Below are 16,003 nucleotides of genomic sequence, written 5' to 3'. Positions count from 1 at the left end.
GCTGCCGTAAGAGAGCCGCAGTGCAGCAGAGATAGAGCGAGCGGGTGGAGCTGTTCCACCCGCTCTGTGTTGCTTCGCGGCTGCGGTCGGCGCGGATCGTGCGTGCCACCCCTGCTGGAAGTGGCTAAGATTCGTCAAAATTCGCTACTTATTCGACTGTCTATCGCGGCAGCCCTGAGCGGCTCCTGCAAGGGCTACGGATTGAGATCGACGCCGACGATCCGAATCTCGCTGGTGTAGCACCGCTGCTCGGCGTCGGGCAGCCACGTCTGATCCAGCCCCGGCAGCATCTCCGTGACCGTCACCAGCCGCTCCGGCGAGTCGGACGCCTGCATCCGCCGGATCAGCTTGGCGAACATATTGACGTAGATCGGGCTATCGAAATCGACGTAGAACGGCTTGACCTCGATCGGCAGCTTGGCGAACACAAAGCGCGGAATGCCGTGTGTCTGCGCCCAGCGCCGCGCCGCGACGAAGCGCTCGGCCTCGCTGCGCTCGTTGGCAAAGGCCATCTCCGCCGGATCGAAGCGCCACGCCTCGCGGCTGACGACCAGCCGGTCGACGCTGATGCGCGGCTGGTGCGCCTCAGGAGCGACCAGGCGGAAGTTGTTGACCGCCATCACCGACAGCATCAGCGAGAACGCCTCGATAATATCGAAGTGCAGCCGCCCGTCGCGCGTGCGCAGCCGAATGCCGTCGCCGGGATCTTCCACCAGCAGCGCGCCCATCGGCAAGGCTCGCGCCTGCGAAATCCCCGCCGAGTCGTGGGCGAAGACCAGCCGATAGTCCTTGGACGAAACCAGCGCCGGGCGGGTGCGCGTCGTCAACCGCTCCACATTCCGGGGCGTGACCGGCACCAGGCTCGGCTCGGCCAGATCGCGCTCCAGCGCCATATGAAGCTGCGCAGGTTCGGGATGCTGCGCCATGAAGAACGCCGCGCCGAGCGTATTGATCCCCAGGTGCATCTCGCCCATCACCAGATGGTACGCGCCCTGGCGGATCGCGTCGATGCTCGCGGCGGCGATCAGCACGTCGGGGCTGTGATAGCGCGCCGAGCGCCAGCCAGCTCCGGGCGCGGCGAACGCAGCCTGCACGCGCTCCCGCAGCTCGTCGCAGGAGTACACAACCGAGCGCTGACCGGCGGGCAGGGCCAGAATCTCCGCCCAGCGCTCCTGAAACTGGCGTGTCACATCGGCGATCAGCGGCGAGTGATCGCCAAAGAGCAGGATCGGCTGCACCCTGAGCCAGAACTCGACCAGATCCACGGCGGACGAGCCAGTCTCGCGGACAAGCTCGGCGTAGATCTCCTGAAAGGCCGTGCGGAACCGCTGCGCGACCTGGAAGGTAAACCAGCGCGCGCCTGTGAGCAGCAGCGCCAGCGGCGGGCCGAGCGTCTTAAGCAGATCCGGCCCCAGCTCTAGATCCAGATCGCGCCGACAATCTTCATAGACCAGCGTCCGCGCGGCGTACATCTTGCCCGCCGCGCGAGTCGCGGCGGTGCCGGTGATGCGCGTAAAGGTCGTCTCAAGGTTGTCCAGCGCGCGATCGAGGGCCACGGGATCGCCCGCCGCGCGCGCCACGCGGCCACGAGCGGCGTCGAGCTGTTCGAGCACGCCGAGCGCCTGACGGCGGAGCGACTCATCGCCGATGCGCGTCAGCAGCCGTTGCAGCGTCCGCTCAGGCCGCAGCTCCAGCGGCAGCTCAAAGGCCCAGGCGATCAGCCCGCGATCGCGCAGCGCCTTCAAGAGATTATAGACCTCGGCCTCGCTTGTGAGGCCGCTGGCGGGCGCGCGCGTCAACTGCTGCGCGATCTCCCTGGCCGTGCGCTGGCCGTCGCACGCTTGCAGCGCCATCGTCTGAGCGGGTGTGAGCTGCGCAACGCCCTCGAAGGGCAGGTAGAGCTTGTCACCCTCGGCGTAGATCGAGGGCATGCGGCGCGGCGCGCTCCACGGCAGCAGCGCCTTGTGCTCCGACAGCTTCTTTGCCAGCGTATCGAGACACCAGCCCTCGAAGTAGACGCTGCGATTGGCGATCAGCTCCGGCCCCGGACGAGCCGTTACCGCCGGTCCCTGATCGACGAAGCGTGCCCAGCCAGCGGGTCCGAAGAAGCCGATCGTGTCGTTCTTGGTGCAGTAGCGCTGCACATAGCTGGCGATCACCTCCTCGTGCTGGCGCTGCTGGCTGCCTCGTTTCTCCGCAGGCGCGCGCAGCAGCGGCTCGACGCCCGTATGAAACGCCTGGCGATTTTGCCAGATCAGCGCCTCCTGAAAGCGCGCGCTCTGCGCGACCGAGCGCACCGCCAGCGAGATGGCACGCACCGCCTCTGGAAACGCCAGGTCATACGCGGCCTGAGCCGCCTCCAGGTGCTCGTGAGCCGTACCCAGCGCCAGGAGCGCCGTCGACGCCGCGCCGCTCACGCTGCCGGGATCGGGCAATTTGCCTTTCTTCAACCGGCGCAGCGCCCCCACCAGCGGATCGACCTGATCCTGTGGAGCCGATTGCAACTCCTGGCGCAGCGCCTCCCGCGCAGCCTCGCGCGCCTGCTCAAGATCGTCTCTGGCCTGGATCAGCCGATCGGCGGCCTCCGCGCCATCGGTAGCGGCCAGGCTGAGGACTTGCGCGGCTGGAAAGCCCGCGCCGCGCAGCCCTGCCCAGCGCCAGATCGCCCAACGACCGGCGCTCAGCTCAGCCAGATGATCGGGCAGCGCACCGTCTTCCGCTGCCTGCGGGCGCTCCATGTCGCGGGTAGCTTGCTCTGGTATATCCATGCTTTTCCTTGTTCCAAGTTCCAAGTTGAGGCCCTCACCCAGGCCCAGCGGGCACCCGCCCCGGCTCCACGGCCCTTGTTCTTTCGTTTGGTTCTTGGTGTGCCGGGCGCCCTCTGGGAATGGCGCCCGTTCCTGGTTCTCTCGTCCCCTAGAGATGCTGAAGCTGCGGCTGCTGCTCGGCCAGGGCAGCCTCCTCGGCAGGCAGATTGTCGGGGATCGCATCGGGCAGCTCGTCCTCGACGAAGCGCAGACGCGGATACATATAGCCCGCGACAACCGCCAGCACCGCCAGAAAGCCCATGATGATAAACATCAGCGCGATGCCTCGGCCCTCGCCGGTGCCGATCACGGTGCCGAACGTCCCGGCGAGCGGCCCGTTGGGAACCATCATCGGCTCGAACACATAGTCTACCAGCGGACCGCTGATCAGATACGCCAGCGGCATCGAGGCCGTCGCGATCGTGCTGCGCACGCCAAAGACGCGGCCCTGTAAATCCACCGGTACCTTACTCTGCCAGATCGGCTGGCTCGACGCGCCGACCAGCGGCATGCCCAGCGTGAAGAAAAACGCGGCGATGGCGATCAGGATGGCAGATGGCGCAAGCCCCGCGATCATCATGCTGATGCCGGAGAGCAGGATGCCGCCCAGCGCGCCGTAGACCCGGCGCTTCGGCCCGCGCCAGATGCTCATCACCACGCCGCCGACCACCATGCCGACGCCCGCGACGGAGCGCACCAGGCCAAGCTCGACCGCCGTGCCGAAGGCCAGCACCAGCGGCGTCGAAAGCACGACGATCGTACCCATCAGGAAGTTACTGGCGGCGAAAAAGAGCAGCAGCGCCAGCAGCCCCCGCCGCGCGGTGATGAACCGCCAGCCGAAGAGCGCCTCGTGCCCCACCGAGCCGCGCGCCGCCTCGCCTTCTGCGGAGCGCTCGGCATTCGGAATACGCACCAGCAGCAGCGTCCCGATCGCGAACAGACAGGTCGCGAAGTCGATCAAGATCACGCCTTCCAGCCCGATCGTCGTCACCAGCACGCCCGCGATTGCCGGTGCTAGCAACTGCCCGATCGCCTGCGCAAGCTGCATCATGCCGCTGGCGCGCCCAAGCTGATCCTTGGGCACGAGCTGCGTGATCGCGGCGGCGAATGCTGGAAACTGGAACGCGCCGAAGCAGCCGCTCATGATCACGATCGGATAGATCAGGTAGACGTCCAGGCGATCCATCCACAGCAGCAGCACCAGCGAGATGGTCGCCAGCGCGCCGCCGAGATCGCTCAGGATCAGCGTCGTCTTCCGATTCCAGCGATCGACCAGCACCCCGGCGAAGGGCGAGAGCAGGATGACCGGCAGAAAGCCAAAGAACGACAGCAGCGTAAGCTGCGTCGCCGAGCCGGTCTGCTGGTAGATCCACACGGGCAGGCCGAAGCCGGTCAGATTAGTGCCCAGGATCGAAACCAACTGGCCGATCCAGATCAGCATGAACGTCTGCATGCCGCGCGTTGCCGCGCCCTGTTCCGCTGCTTGAGCTTGTTTCATGGTACGCTCCTGTCTGCTATCCGCTTTCGGTTTGCGGGCCTCATGGCCGCCTGATCAGCGCCAGCACATCGCCGATCCGCTGCTCAGGCTGCGCCGCCATGCCCTCTAGCATCGCGCAATAGTCGGCCATCATCCGCTCGATCGTCGCGGGATCGAAGTAGCGTCGATGATACGACAAAAGCAAAACCAGCGCACGGAACGGCCAGATCGACACACGCAGCGGAAACTCGGTCTGCGTCTCGCCGGTGACGGGCTGTACGTCGGAGCTGGACACTTTCTGCATCACAGACGTATCGATCGGAAAGTTCTCAAAGGTTAGATGGCTCTCGAAGAGCGGCAGATCGTCGGGCACATCGCTCCACGCCTTGATCTTGCGCAGTGGCGTGTACTCATACTGCCGCAGCTCAAGATGCTGCGCCTGAAACTCGCGCAGCCAGGGCAGCAGCGGCGCGTCCGGCTCGATCTGCACGCGGACCGGCAGAAAGTTATTGTACGAGCCGACCATATACTCGACGCCCGCGAGATCAGCGGGGCGGCCCGACATGACCGAGCCATAGACCACGTCGCGCTCGCCGGTGTAGCGGCTCAGCAGCAGCGCCCACGCGCCCTGGAGCAGCGTGTTGAGCGTCAACTGGTGCTGTCGCGCCCGCGAGCGCAGCGCCGTCGAGGCCGCCACCGACAAAAGCTGCTGGTACGAGATGTAGCCGTCGACCGGCTCCGGCTTGTTGCCGGGCGCGCGCGCGACGATCGGCGTGGGCCTGGTAAAGCCGTGCAGGGTTTGACGCCAGAACGTTTCGGCAGCCGCCAAATCTTGCTGGTAGACCCAGGCGATATAGTCGCGGTACGGACGCGGCAGCTCGACCGGATGCTCCTCGCCGCGCGCGTACATATCGTAGAAGGTAAAGAGATCCTTGAAGAGCAGCGGAAAGCTCCAGCCGTCTTGCAGCATATAGTTGAAGGTCCACAGAAAATGGTAGGCGTCCTCGCCGACCTGGAACAAGGCCACATGCGTAAACGGCGCGCGCGATAGATCGAAGCCGCGCTGCCGGATCGCCTCGACGTACGCCTCGATCTGCGCGGTCTGCTCGTTGGGCGCGAGGTGCCGGTAGTCGAGGCGCTGGACCGCAAAATCGACCCGATCGTGAACGACTTGCAGCGGACGTTCCAGCCCCTCCCAGACAAACGACGTGCGCAGTATCGGATGGCGCGCGATGACCGTGTGCCAGGCGCGCTCAAAGGCCGAAGGATCGAGCGGCTGCAAGAAGAACGTGCCATACACGAGGTACAGCCCCGGCTCAGGGTGGTTGACATACTGGAACAGCTTGTGATCCTGCATCGACGCAAGTGGGTACATGTCGGCGACGTGCTGCCGCTCGCTGAGGATACGATCGAGTGTCGCCTGGTCGAGCCGTGCCAGCGGAAAGTCCGAGGGCGTGAAGCCGCCCGCGCCCGGCGACAGGCAGTGGTCGATCAGCGATTGAAGCGCCGTCTCTGTCGCCTGGGCCAGCGCCGCCACCGTCTCGCGGCGGTAGGTCGCGTCGCGGTAGATCCACACGAGGCGCAGCCGCCCATCAACAACCTGCGCGTCGATCTCAAGCTGGTAGCTCGGCTGCGGCGGCGCGGGCGAATCGTCGGCCACGCCGAACAGCTCGTCTGCCTGCGGCGCGTCCGGCTCATGATAGGCGAAGCGGATCGCCGCCTGGGGCAGCGCCGCCAGCCGCTCGCGCAGCGCGGCATCGGCGCTCAGATAGCGCAGCATGCCATAGCGAAGGCCGTCGCTGGGCACGGCCCGAAGCTGCTCCTTGATCGCCTTGATCGCGCCGCCCGGCGTGGTATCGTTCAGCTCAAGCAGCAGCGGGAAGCGGCTGGTAAAGAGCCCGACCGTGCGCCGGACATCCAGGTCGATCGCGGCATGCTGGCGTGCGCTGCGCTCAAGATCGAGCAGCAGGCTGCGCGATCCAGCCCAGCCCATCACCGCCTGCGCCAGCGCCGCCAGCAGCAGATCCTCGGCGCGGGTGCGATAGGCGCGATGTGCCCCGTCGAGCAGCGCGGCGGTCGTCGCGGCGTCCAGCGTGATCGCGAATCGCCGCGGCGCGTCGCCCGACCCGTCGGCGGGCGAGTCCACCGGCAGCCTACCGACCGTAGCGCGTCGTCGATCCAGCCAGTAGTCGATCTCGCCGATGGGGACATCCTCGTTCGCCAGCGCTGCCAGCCGCTCGGCCCACTGCTTGAACGCGGCGGTCTTGGGCGGCAACTGCGCCGACTCGCCCTCGCCAGGCTGGCGGTACGCTCGTCGCAGATCCTCGATCACGATCGGCCACGACTCGGCATCGGCCACGAGCTGATGGATCGCCAGCAGCAGCCGCGATCCGCCGTCGGGATCGTCCAGCAGCACCGCCCGCAGCAGCGGCGCGTTTGTCGGGTACAGCGCGCACTGAAGCTCGGCGGCTGCCTCGATCGTCGCGGTATCCAGCGCCGTGCAGGCGCGGCGCTCAAGCAGCGGCGGATCGTCCGGCCCGGCGTTGTGCTGCTGCCAGCCCGTGGCATCCCGCTCGAAGCGCAGACGCAGCGCGTCGTGATGGGTCCAGACCTCCTGTAGCGCCTGCTCCAGCCGCGCGGCGTCGAGATCGGGCGGCGTTTCCAGCAGCAGCACGCGACTCCAGGGCTGCGGCTGGACGAAGAACCAGCGCTGAAGCGGCGTCAGCGGCACCGGCCCCGTCACCAGGCTTTGCTCGACACCGGCGATCGGCTCGGCCACGGCGGCCAGCTCGGCGATCGTCTGATGCTGGAACATCTGCCGGGGCGTGATGTGCAGGCCCGCCTGCGTTGCCCGCGCGACGATCTGCATGCTGCGGATCGAGTCGCCGCCGAGCGCGAAGAAGTTGTTGTGGACGCCGATCTGCTCAAGGCCAAGCACCTGCGACCAGATCCGCGCCAGCGTCTCCTCGACGGGCGTGCGCGGCGCAACGAAATCCTGCTCCAGTTCGGGCACGGCCTGCGGCGGCGGCGGGAGCGCCTGCCGGTCGAGCTTGCCGTTGGGCGAGATCGGCAGCGACGGCAGCAGCACAAACGCCGAGGGGATCATGTAGTCGGGCAGCTTTTCCTGAAGATGCTCGCGCAGCTCCGGCGTAAGCTGGCGCGCAAGCTGATCATAGAGCGGGCTGTTGGCGTAGGCGCTCCACGGGCGCGGCGCGGCGCGCTCCTCGGCTGGTGTTATCACCGGGGCGTTCGCGCTGGCCGCCCCGTCGCGCCGGAAGATCACGTCATAGCAGCCGTCAGCGCCATTGGCGGACCACATAATCTCGACGGCGTAGGACAGCTCGGCCTCCAGCGCCCAGATCGCCTCAGGATCGACAGCGCTGCCGTCGCGCCGCAACTGGGCGCGCAGCTCATCGACGGTCGCGGGCCGGGCGGCGGCGCGCATCTGTGCCAGCGCTTGCATCTCAAGCGACAGACGGGCGTTCGGCACACGGGCGATACCAAGCAGATCGGGAGCGTCGGCGCGCAAGATCTCACGCACGGCGGCGATGCTCAGGCCATCGGCCTGCCAGTCGAGCCAGCGGACATCGTGCGGCGGCTGCGCCGCGCCCAGGTGCAGGATCACATCGTAGCGGAACCGCGTTAGCTCGTTGTGATCGTGGCCGCGCTTGAGCAGGATCTCGACGCGGGCGATCGGCAGCCGGTCGCGCAGGGCGTAGAACAGCGCCGGATCGATCACCAGCTCCTGCTCCTGCGCCATCAGCTTGCGCACGCGGTGCTGCAACTGCGTCGTGGTCATCGAGTCGGGCGCGCGGTACAGCTCGATCGAGGTGTAGAACGCCTCAAGCAGCGGATAGCTGCGCAGATCGCCAAGGAAGATCGCGCCGCCGGGCACCACGGCTCGCGCCGCGCCGTCGAGCACATCCAGCAGATAATCGACACTTGGAAAATACTGCGCCACCGAGTTGAGCACCACCACATCGAAATGCTGCTCCGGTATGCCCGCAAAGTCGTCGGCGCTGCGCTGGAAGAGCGTCACCTGCGGCAGATCCAGCTCCGGTCGGGCAAGCTGCCGCCTGAGGTAGTCGATCGCGGTCGGCGACAGATCGGTGCCCCAGTAGCTCGCGCATTCGGGCGCGATACGGAAGAGCAGCAGGCCGGTGCCGCAGCCTAGCTCCAGCACCTTGCTCGGCTGCCGCGCCAGAATCCGCGCGACGGTCTGATCGACCCACTCCTGCATCGCCTGCGCGGGCAGCGCCGCGCCCGTGTAGCTGCTGTTCCAGCCCACGATATTAAAGGTGCCGTCGCCGTCGGCCTGCGACGCGCTGTAGGTGTCGTTGAAGACCTGCTGCCAGCTCGTCACCTGCTCAGAGGCTAACGTTCCAAGTTCCAAGTTTCGCGTTTCAAGTTCGGAGTTGCGGCCCTCACCCCCAACCCCCTCTCCCATTGCGAGGGGAGAGGGGGAAGAACTTGTGGGGGACACCCCCACACCCCCGGCCTTCGCAGTGCTCGGCACGACATACGCCACCAGCCGCTTCGCCCCAGGGGCACCCGCCGGATGATCTTCGCGCGCCAGCACCGCGGTCGTCTGGACGGCGGGATGCTGCCGCAGGATCGCCTCGATCTCGCCCAGCTCGATACGGAAGCCGCGCACCTTGACCTGATCGTCCAGGCGGCCCAGAAACTCGACGTTGCCGTCTGGCAGGTAGCGCGCCAGATCGCCGGTGCGGTAGAGGCGCGATCCCGGCTCCTGGGAGAAGGGATCGGGCACGAACTTCTCGGCGGTCAGCGCGGGCCGCTTGAGATAGCCACGCCCAACCTGTACGCCGCCGATGAACAGCTCGCCGGGCACGCCCACCGGCACCGGCTGCAAGCGGCGATCGAGCAGATGAATCCGCACGTTGGCGATCGGCTTGCCGATCGGCACCGTCGACAGGCCGGAGTCAAGACGGCACGCCCACCACGTTACGTCAACTGCCGCCTCGGTCGGGCCGTAGAGATTATGCAGCTCCACGTCGGGCAGCAGCTCGAAGAAGCGCTTCTGGAAGGAGAAGGGCAGCGCCTCGCCGCTACAGATCACGCGCCGCAGCGATCGGCAGGCAGTCACATTCGGCTCTTCGAGAAAGACCTGCAACATCGACGGCACGAAATGCAGCGTCGTGATCTGCTGATCGACGATCAACTGCGTCAGGTAGGCGCTGTCTTTGTGGCCTTCTGGCCGGGCCACCACCAGCCGCGCCCCGGTGATCAGCGGCCAGAAAAACTCCCAGACCGACACATCGAAGCTGAAGGGCGTTTTTTGCAGCACGCAATCGTCGGGCGTAAGCTGGAACGCCTGCTGCATCCAGAGCAGCCGGTTGCGGATCGCGCGGTGGGTGTTGAGCGCGCCCTTGGGCAGGCCGGTCGAGCCGGAGGTGTAGATCATATACGCCAGATGCTCATCGGTCGTCAGCAGCGCCGGATTGTGAGCCGGGGATTGCGCGATCTCGCTCCAGTCGGCGTCGAGACGCACCACGCTCTGCCGCACGCCGTCGAACAGCTCCGGCAGATCGTCGAGCACCTTGCTCTGCACCAGCAGCACGGGCGGCGCGGCGTCGGCGAGCATAAACTGAAGCCGATCCAGCGGATAGGTCGGATCGAGCGGCACATACGCGCCGCCCGCCTTGAGCACGCCCAGCAGCGCGATCACCAGCTCGAACGAGCGCTCCGCACACACGCCGACCAGCGTCTCGCCCTGAGGGCACCCGCCGACGCCGAGCGAGCGCAGATGATGCGCCAGGTGATTAGCGCGGCGATTCAGCTCGCGGTAGCTGAGCGTCTGCCCCTCGAAGACCAGCGCGGCGGCATCGGGCTGCCGCGTGGCCTGGGCCTCGAACAACTGCACGATGTTGCGATCGGTGGGATAGTCCACGTCGGTCGCGTTCCACTCGGCCAGCCGCGCGCGCTCCGCATCGGTCAGCAGCGGCAGATCGAGGATCGGCTGCGCGACATCGACGACGATGCTGCGAAGCACGCTCTGGAAGTGGCCCTGCAAGCGCTCGATCGTCGCGGCCTCGAAGAGATCGGTGTTGTACTCGATCATCGCGTACAGCGCGTCGGCATGCTCCTCGATCGACAGCCAGATGTCGAACTTGGCGGTCGAGCTTTGCAGCGGAACCGCGCTGACGGTAATGCCCGGCAGCTTCAGGTTGGTCGACGGCGTGTTCTGGAGCACAAACATCACCTGAAACAGCGGATTGCGGCTCATGTCGCGCTCAGGATGCAGGATCTCGACCAACTGCTCGAAGGGCACGTCCTGATGGGCATGCGCGCCCAGCAGCGTCTCGCGCGCGCGCTTGAGCAGCTCGCGGAACGTGGGATTGCCGCCCAGGTTGGTGCGCAGCACCAGCGTGTTCGCGAAAAAGCCGATCAGATTCTCCGTCTCGACGCGCGACCGACCCGCGATCGGCGAGCCGACCAGAATATCCTCCTGGCCGCTGTAGCGCGCCATGAGCACCTGGAAGGCCGCCAGCAGCGTCATGAAGAGCGTCACGCCCTCCTGGCGGCTCAGCTCCTTGAGCGCGTCGGCGAGGTCTTTGTGCAGCACGAACGACTGGGCCGCGCCTCGGAAGGTCTGGACCGGCGGGCGCGGATGATCGGTCGGCAGCTCAAGCGCCGACAGATGACCGCCAAGCTGCTGCTTCCAGTAGTCGAGCTGCGCGGCCAGAACGTCGCCCTGCAAGCGCTCGCGCTGCCACTCGGCGAAATCGGCGTACTGGATCGGCAGCTCCGGCAGCGGCGAGGACTGGCCCGCGACGAACGCACCGTAAAGCGCGACCAGCTCGCGCACAAAGATGCCGAACGACCACGTATCCGAGACGATATGATGCATCGCCAGCAGCAGCACATACTCCGTATCGGCCTGGCGCACCAGCCTGGCGCGGATCAGCGGCCCTTGCGCCAGATCGAACGGCTGGCGCGTCTCGGCCTCGATCAGCCGTTGCAGCTCGGCGTCGCGACCCGCCGGATCGAGCGCGCGCAGATCGATCTGCGGCATTGCGACCGAGAGCGCGGCAGCGACCGCCTGCACGGGCTGCCCGTCGACGGTGGGAAACACCGTGCGCAGCGAATCGTGACGCCTGACGATCTCATTGATCGCGCGCTCGAAAATGCTGGCGTCGAGCGGCCCGCTGAGACGGACGACGGTAAGGATGTTATAGGCCGGGCTGTTCGGCACGAGCTGATCGAGGAACCAGAGCCGCTGCTGATTAAACGACAGCGGAGCCGGTCCCGTCGCGGCGCGGCGCGGAATCTCGCCCTCGGTCGTCGTGAATTCGCCGCGCTTCCATTTTTCCAGCAGCGCGCGCTTCGCGCCTGAGAGCTGCGATCGTCGTTCGGAAAGGCTGTCCGACTTAGACATGATGTACCTCTATCACAGCAGCGACCGGGCGTTAGCGAAACATCTTCGCCATCAGCCGCTGCGCCTCTTCTTCGGGTAGCTCTTCGAGCTTTTCAATCAACAATTCTTCGATCACCTCGGCCTGACTCGCGACCGTGACGGCATCGAAGAGCCTGCTCAGCGGCAGGTCAACCGGAAAAGCCTCACGGAGCCGCGCGATCAACTGGGTGGCGAGCAGCGAGTGGCCGCCCAGATCAAAGAAATTATCGTGGACGCCGACCTGCTCGATGCCCAGGATCTCCTGCCAGATCGCGGCGATGCTGCGCTCGAACTCGTTGTCCGGCGCGACATACTCGGTCATCAGGCTGGGACGCGGATGCACCGCCGCCGGGCCTGTGATCTGCGGCTCCGAGGGCGGCAGCTCCGCCTGGGACTCCGCAGCGTTCGCGCTAAGCTGCAAGCCCTGGCTCTGCGGATCGACCCAGTAGCGCTGCCGCTCGAAGGGATAGGTCGGCAGCGGCACGCGCTGGCGCTGCTCGTCGGCGTAGAAGCGCTCCCAATCGACGGACGCGCCCGCCAGCCAGAGCTTGCCGAGCGTGCCGAGCACAAACGCCAGATCGTCGGCCTCGTCCTGCGCGTGCGGCAGCGACGATAGAATCGTGCGGCCACTCGTCGGGTCGGGGTGCTGCCGCGCAATGGTGCTCAGCGCGCGCCCAGGCCCGACCTCAAGCAGGATGCGCTCAGGCTCCTGTAGCAGCACGGCCAGACCGTCGGCAAAGCGCACCGCATGCCGCAGATGCCGCGCCCAGTAGCGCGGATCGGTCGCCTGCTCCGGCGCGATCCAGGTGCCGGTGACGTTCGAGATGAAGGGCAGCGCGGGCGGGCTGAGCCGAAGCTTCCCGACCTGCTCGGCGAACGGCGCGACGATCGGCTCCATCATCGCCGAGTGGAAGGCGTGCGACGTGTGCAGCCGCCGCGTGGCGAGATCGCGCGCGCCAAGCTGGCGCTCAAGCTCGTCGATCGCCGCCGCCGGGCCGGAGACGACACACAGCGCCGGGCCGTTGACCGCCGCCAGCGACAGCTCAGGACCGAGCAGCGGCGCGACCTCCTGCTCCGGCAGCGGCACGCTCAGCATCGCGCCTGAGGGTAGCGCCTGGATCATGCGGCCACGCAGCGCAACCAGCGCGAGCGCGTCTTCCAGCGAGAAGACGCCCGCCAGCGTCGCCGCGACATACTCGCCGATCGAGTGGCCGATCAGCGCATCGGGCCGCACGCCCCACGACATCCAGAGCTGCGCCAGCGCATACTCGATCACGAAGAGCGCGGGCTGCGTCAGCGCGGTCTGTTCGAGCTGCGCCGCCGCCTCGCTCAGCGAATCGGCCTCGCCATACAGCAGCGTCCGCAGATCGATGCCGAGATCCGGCTGAAGCAGCTCGCAGCAGCGATCGACCGTCTCTTGAAACGTCGGCTCGGCGGCGTAGAGCGCGCGGGCCATGCCGGGATACTGCGTGCCCTGGCCCGAAAACAGGAACGCGACCGGGCGGCGCTGCTGCTCCTGGGCGTAGGAGAAGATCCGCGTCGGATCGCGCGACTCCAGCGCTGTCATCGCGTCGGCCACGTCGCGGCAGACCAGAAACCGGCGCTGGCTGAAGACGCGCCGACCCAGGCCGAGCGTAAAGGCGACATCGGCCAGATTGAGGTCGGGGTGCCGCCGCAGATGCGCCCCCAGATTGGCGGTCGCCGTGTCGAGCGCGGTCGGCGTTTTGGCCGAGAGCGTAAGCACCTGCCAGGGCCGCGACGGGCCGGACGGCTCAGGCTGCGGCGCTTCCTCGACGATCACATGCGCGTTGGTGCCGCCCATGCCGAACGAGCTCACGCCAGCGCGACGCGGCCCGTCGGAGCGCCACTCGCGCAGCGCGGTATTGACAAAAAACGGGCTGCGCGCAAAGTCGATCCGGGGATTGGTCTGCTGGCAGTGCAGGCTGGGCGGAAGCTGCCGATGTTGCAGCGCGAGCACCGTTTTGATCAGCCCCGTGACACCGGCGGCGGCGTCGAGATGCCCGATGTTGGTCTTGACCGAGCCGAGCGCGCAGAAGCCGGTCTGATCGGTCTGCGCGCGAAACGCCTGGGTTAGCGCCGTAATCTCGATCGGATCGCCGAGCGTGGTGCCGGTGCCGTGCGCCTCGATGTAGCTGATCGTGTCGGGATCGACGCCCGCGATGGCCTGGGCCTCCTCGATCACTGCCGCCTGCGCCTCGACGCTGGGCGCTGTGTAGCCCACCTTGGCCGTGCCGTCGTTGTTGATCGCCGAGCCGCGAATCACCGCGCGGATACCATCGCCGTCCTCCAGCGCATCGGCCAGCCGCTTGAGCACGACGATGCCGATGCCGTGCCCGCCGACGGTGCCCTGCGCCTCCGCGCTGAAGGCGCGGCAGTGTCCGTCGGGCGACATGATCCCGCCCTCGGAGTACCAGTAGCCCATATTCTGCGGCACGCCGATCGAGACGCCGCCCGCCAGCGCCATGTCGCACTCGCCGTTGAGCAAACTCTGACAGGCCAGATGCGTCGCCACCAGCGAGGTCGAGCAGGTGGTCTGGACCGTGACGCTGGGGCCGCGCAGGTTCAGCTTGTACGAGGTGCGCAGCGTCAGATGATCTTTGTCATTGCCGATCAACGTCTGGTACAGCCCGACCGACGCGAGCACCTCGCGGTTGGCCGCAAGGTTGAAGAGCAGGTAGGTGCTGATGTTGCTCCCGGCGAAGACACCGATCAGGCCGGGATAGCGATCGGGATCGTAGCCCGCGTCTTCGAGCGCCGCCCAGGCACACTCAAGGAAAAAGCGATGCTGCGGGTCCATGATCTCGGCCTCGCGCGGCGTGTAGCCAAACGCGGTCGCGTCGAACAGATCGGTATCGTCCAGCGCGCCAAAGGCGTTGACGTACGCGGGATTGCGCAGCGTCGCCGGGTGAACGCCCGCCGCCAGCAGCTCCTCCTCGGAGAAAAACCTGATCAGCTCATCGCCAGCGGCCAGATGCCGCCAGAACGTATCGAGATCGCGGCTCTGCGGGAAGCGCCCCACCAGGCCGACGATCGCGATGGCCTGATCCATCGTATCCGCGTTACTCATCGCGACCCACCTTCTGTCTGCGCGCGGCCCGGTGCTGCTGCCGACGGCCCTGCTGGCGCTGTGTCGATTCGCGCCGCGTCCCGACGCGATCGATGCGCGGCTCGTCGGTGGAGCGCTCCGGCTGCTCCGCGCTCAGATACGCCGCCAGCGCGCCGATCGTCGGATACTTGAACAGATCGACCATCGGAATCTCGCGGTCGAGCGTCGTCTGGATCGCGCTATGCACCTGAACCATGGTCAGCGAGTGACCGCCCAGCTCAAAGAAATTATCGTGAATGCCGACATGCTCGACACGCAGCACATCGCGCCAGATTCCGGTCAGCGTGCGCTCAAGCTCGGTGCGCGGCGCGACATAGACCCGCTCCGCCGGTCGCTGCGCATCCGGCGCTGGGAGCGCCCGCCGATCGACCTTGCCGTTCGCGTTCAGGGGTAGAGCATCCAGCACCACGAACGCACTCGGCAGCATATAGTCGGGCAAGCGATCGGCGAGGAAGGCACGGAGTTGCGTGTTCAACGTTCCGAGTTCTTGGTTCTCCGTTTGTTCCGTTGTTCTTTGTTCTACCACATACGCCACCAGCCGTTTGTCCGGGTGCCCGCCTGCGGGCGGCTGATCCTCGCGCGCCAGCACCACGGCCTCGCGCACGTCGGGATGGCGCAGGAGCACCGTCTCGATCTCGCCCAGCTCGACGCGGAAGCCGCGAATCTTCACCTGATGGTCGATCCGCCCCAGGAACTCGATCGCGCCGTCGGCGCGGTAGCGCGCCAGGTCGCCGGTCTTGTAGAGCCGCGCACCAGGATTCTGGCTGAACGGATCGGGGATGAAGCGCTCGGCGGTCAGATCCGGTCGCCCGTTGTAGCCGCGCGCGAGCTGCGCCCCGCCGATGTACAGCTCGCCGGGCACGCCCACCGGCACCGGCTGCAACCGCGCGTCGAGCAGGTAGATCTGCGTGTTCGCGATCGGATGTCCAATCGGCACCTCCTGGTCGGACGTGTCCGGCTGGAAGACCCAGGCGGTCACGCTGATCGATGCCTCGGTCGGGCCGTAGAACTGGATCAGATCGGCGTCCAACCTGGCAAAGAAGCGCTCCGGCAGATCTCTGGGCAGCGCCTCGCCGCCGCAGAAAACGCCGCGCAGCCGATCGCAGCCGTCGAGGCCGGGCGCGTCCAGCACCACCTGGAGCAGCGACGGCACAAAGTGCGCGACTGTCACCTGC

At 66.9% G+C, this 16,003-nt stretch carries 5 protein-coding genes; all 5 read right to left on the bottom strand.

Annotated features, from left to right (window positions below; all coding sequences use genetic code 11):
* Positions 1-194 precede the first annotated feature (194 nt).
* A complete protein-coding gene (locus tag VFZ66_14020) occupies positions 195-2,768 on the bottom strand; it encodes a lantibiotic dehydratase (protein HEX6290305.1) in 2,574 nt (857 codons plus the stop codon).
* Between the two features lie 148 nt (positions 2,769-2,916).
* Positions 2,917-4,305 carry an MFS transporter gene (locus VFZ66_14015; protein HEX6290304.1) on the bottom strand — a complete coding sequence of 463 codons (1,389 nt, stop codon included), beginning with the start codon at positions 4,303-4,305 and terminating at the stop codon, positions 2,917-2,919.
* A gap of 40 nt (positions 4,306-4,345) precedes the next feature.
* Positions 4,346-11,683, bottom strand: a complete 7,338-nt coding sequence (locus tag VFZ66_14010; GenBank protein ID HEX6290303.1) for an amino acid adenylation domain-containing protein — start codon at positions 11,681-11,683, stop codon at positions 4,346-4,348.
* 31 nt (positions 11,684-11,714) lie between these two features.
* Positions 11,715-14,789, bottom strand: a complete 3,075-nt coding sequence (locus tag VFZ66_14005) for a beta-ketoacyl synthase N-terminal-like domain-containing protein (GenBank protein ID HEX6290302.1) — start codon at positions 14,787-14,789, stop codon at positions 11,715-11,717.
* Positions 14,782-16,003: AMP-binding protein (locus VFZ66_14000; GenBank protein ID HEX6290301.1), on the bottom strand; the 1,222-nt coding region annotated here is incomplete at its 5' end. The genes VFZ66_14005 and VFZ66_14000, both read right to left, overlap by 8 nt.

The sequence above is a fragment of the Herpetosiphonaceae bacterium genome (genome assembly GCA_036374795.1).
Classification (GTDB): Bacteria; Chloroflexota; Chloroflexia; order Chloroflexales; family Kallotenuaceae; genus LB3-1.
The sequence above is the reverse complement of the archived record's forward strand: the minus strand, read 5'-3'. Positions and strand labels throughout refer to the sequence as shown.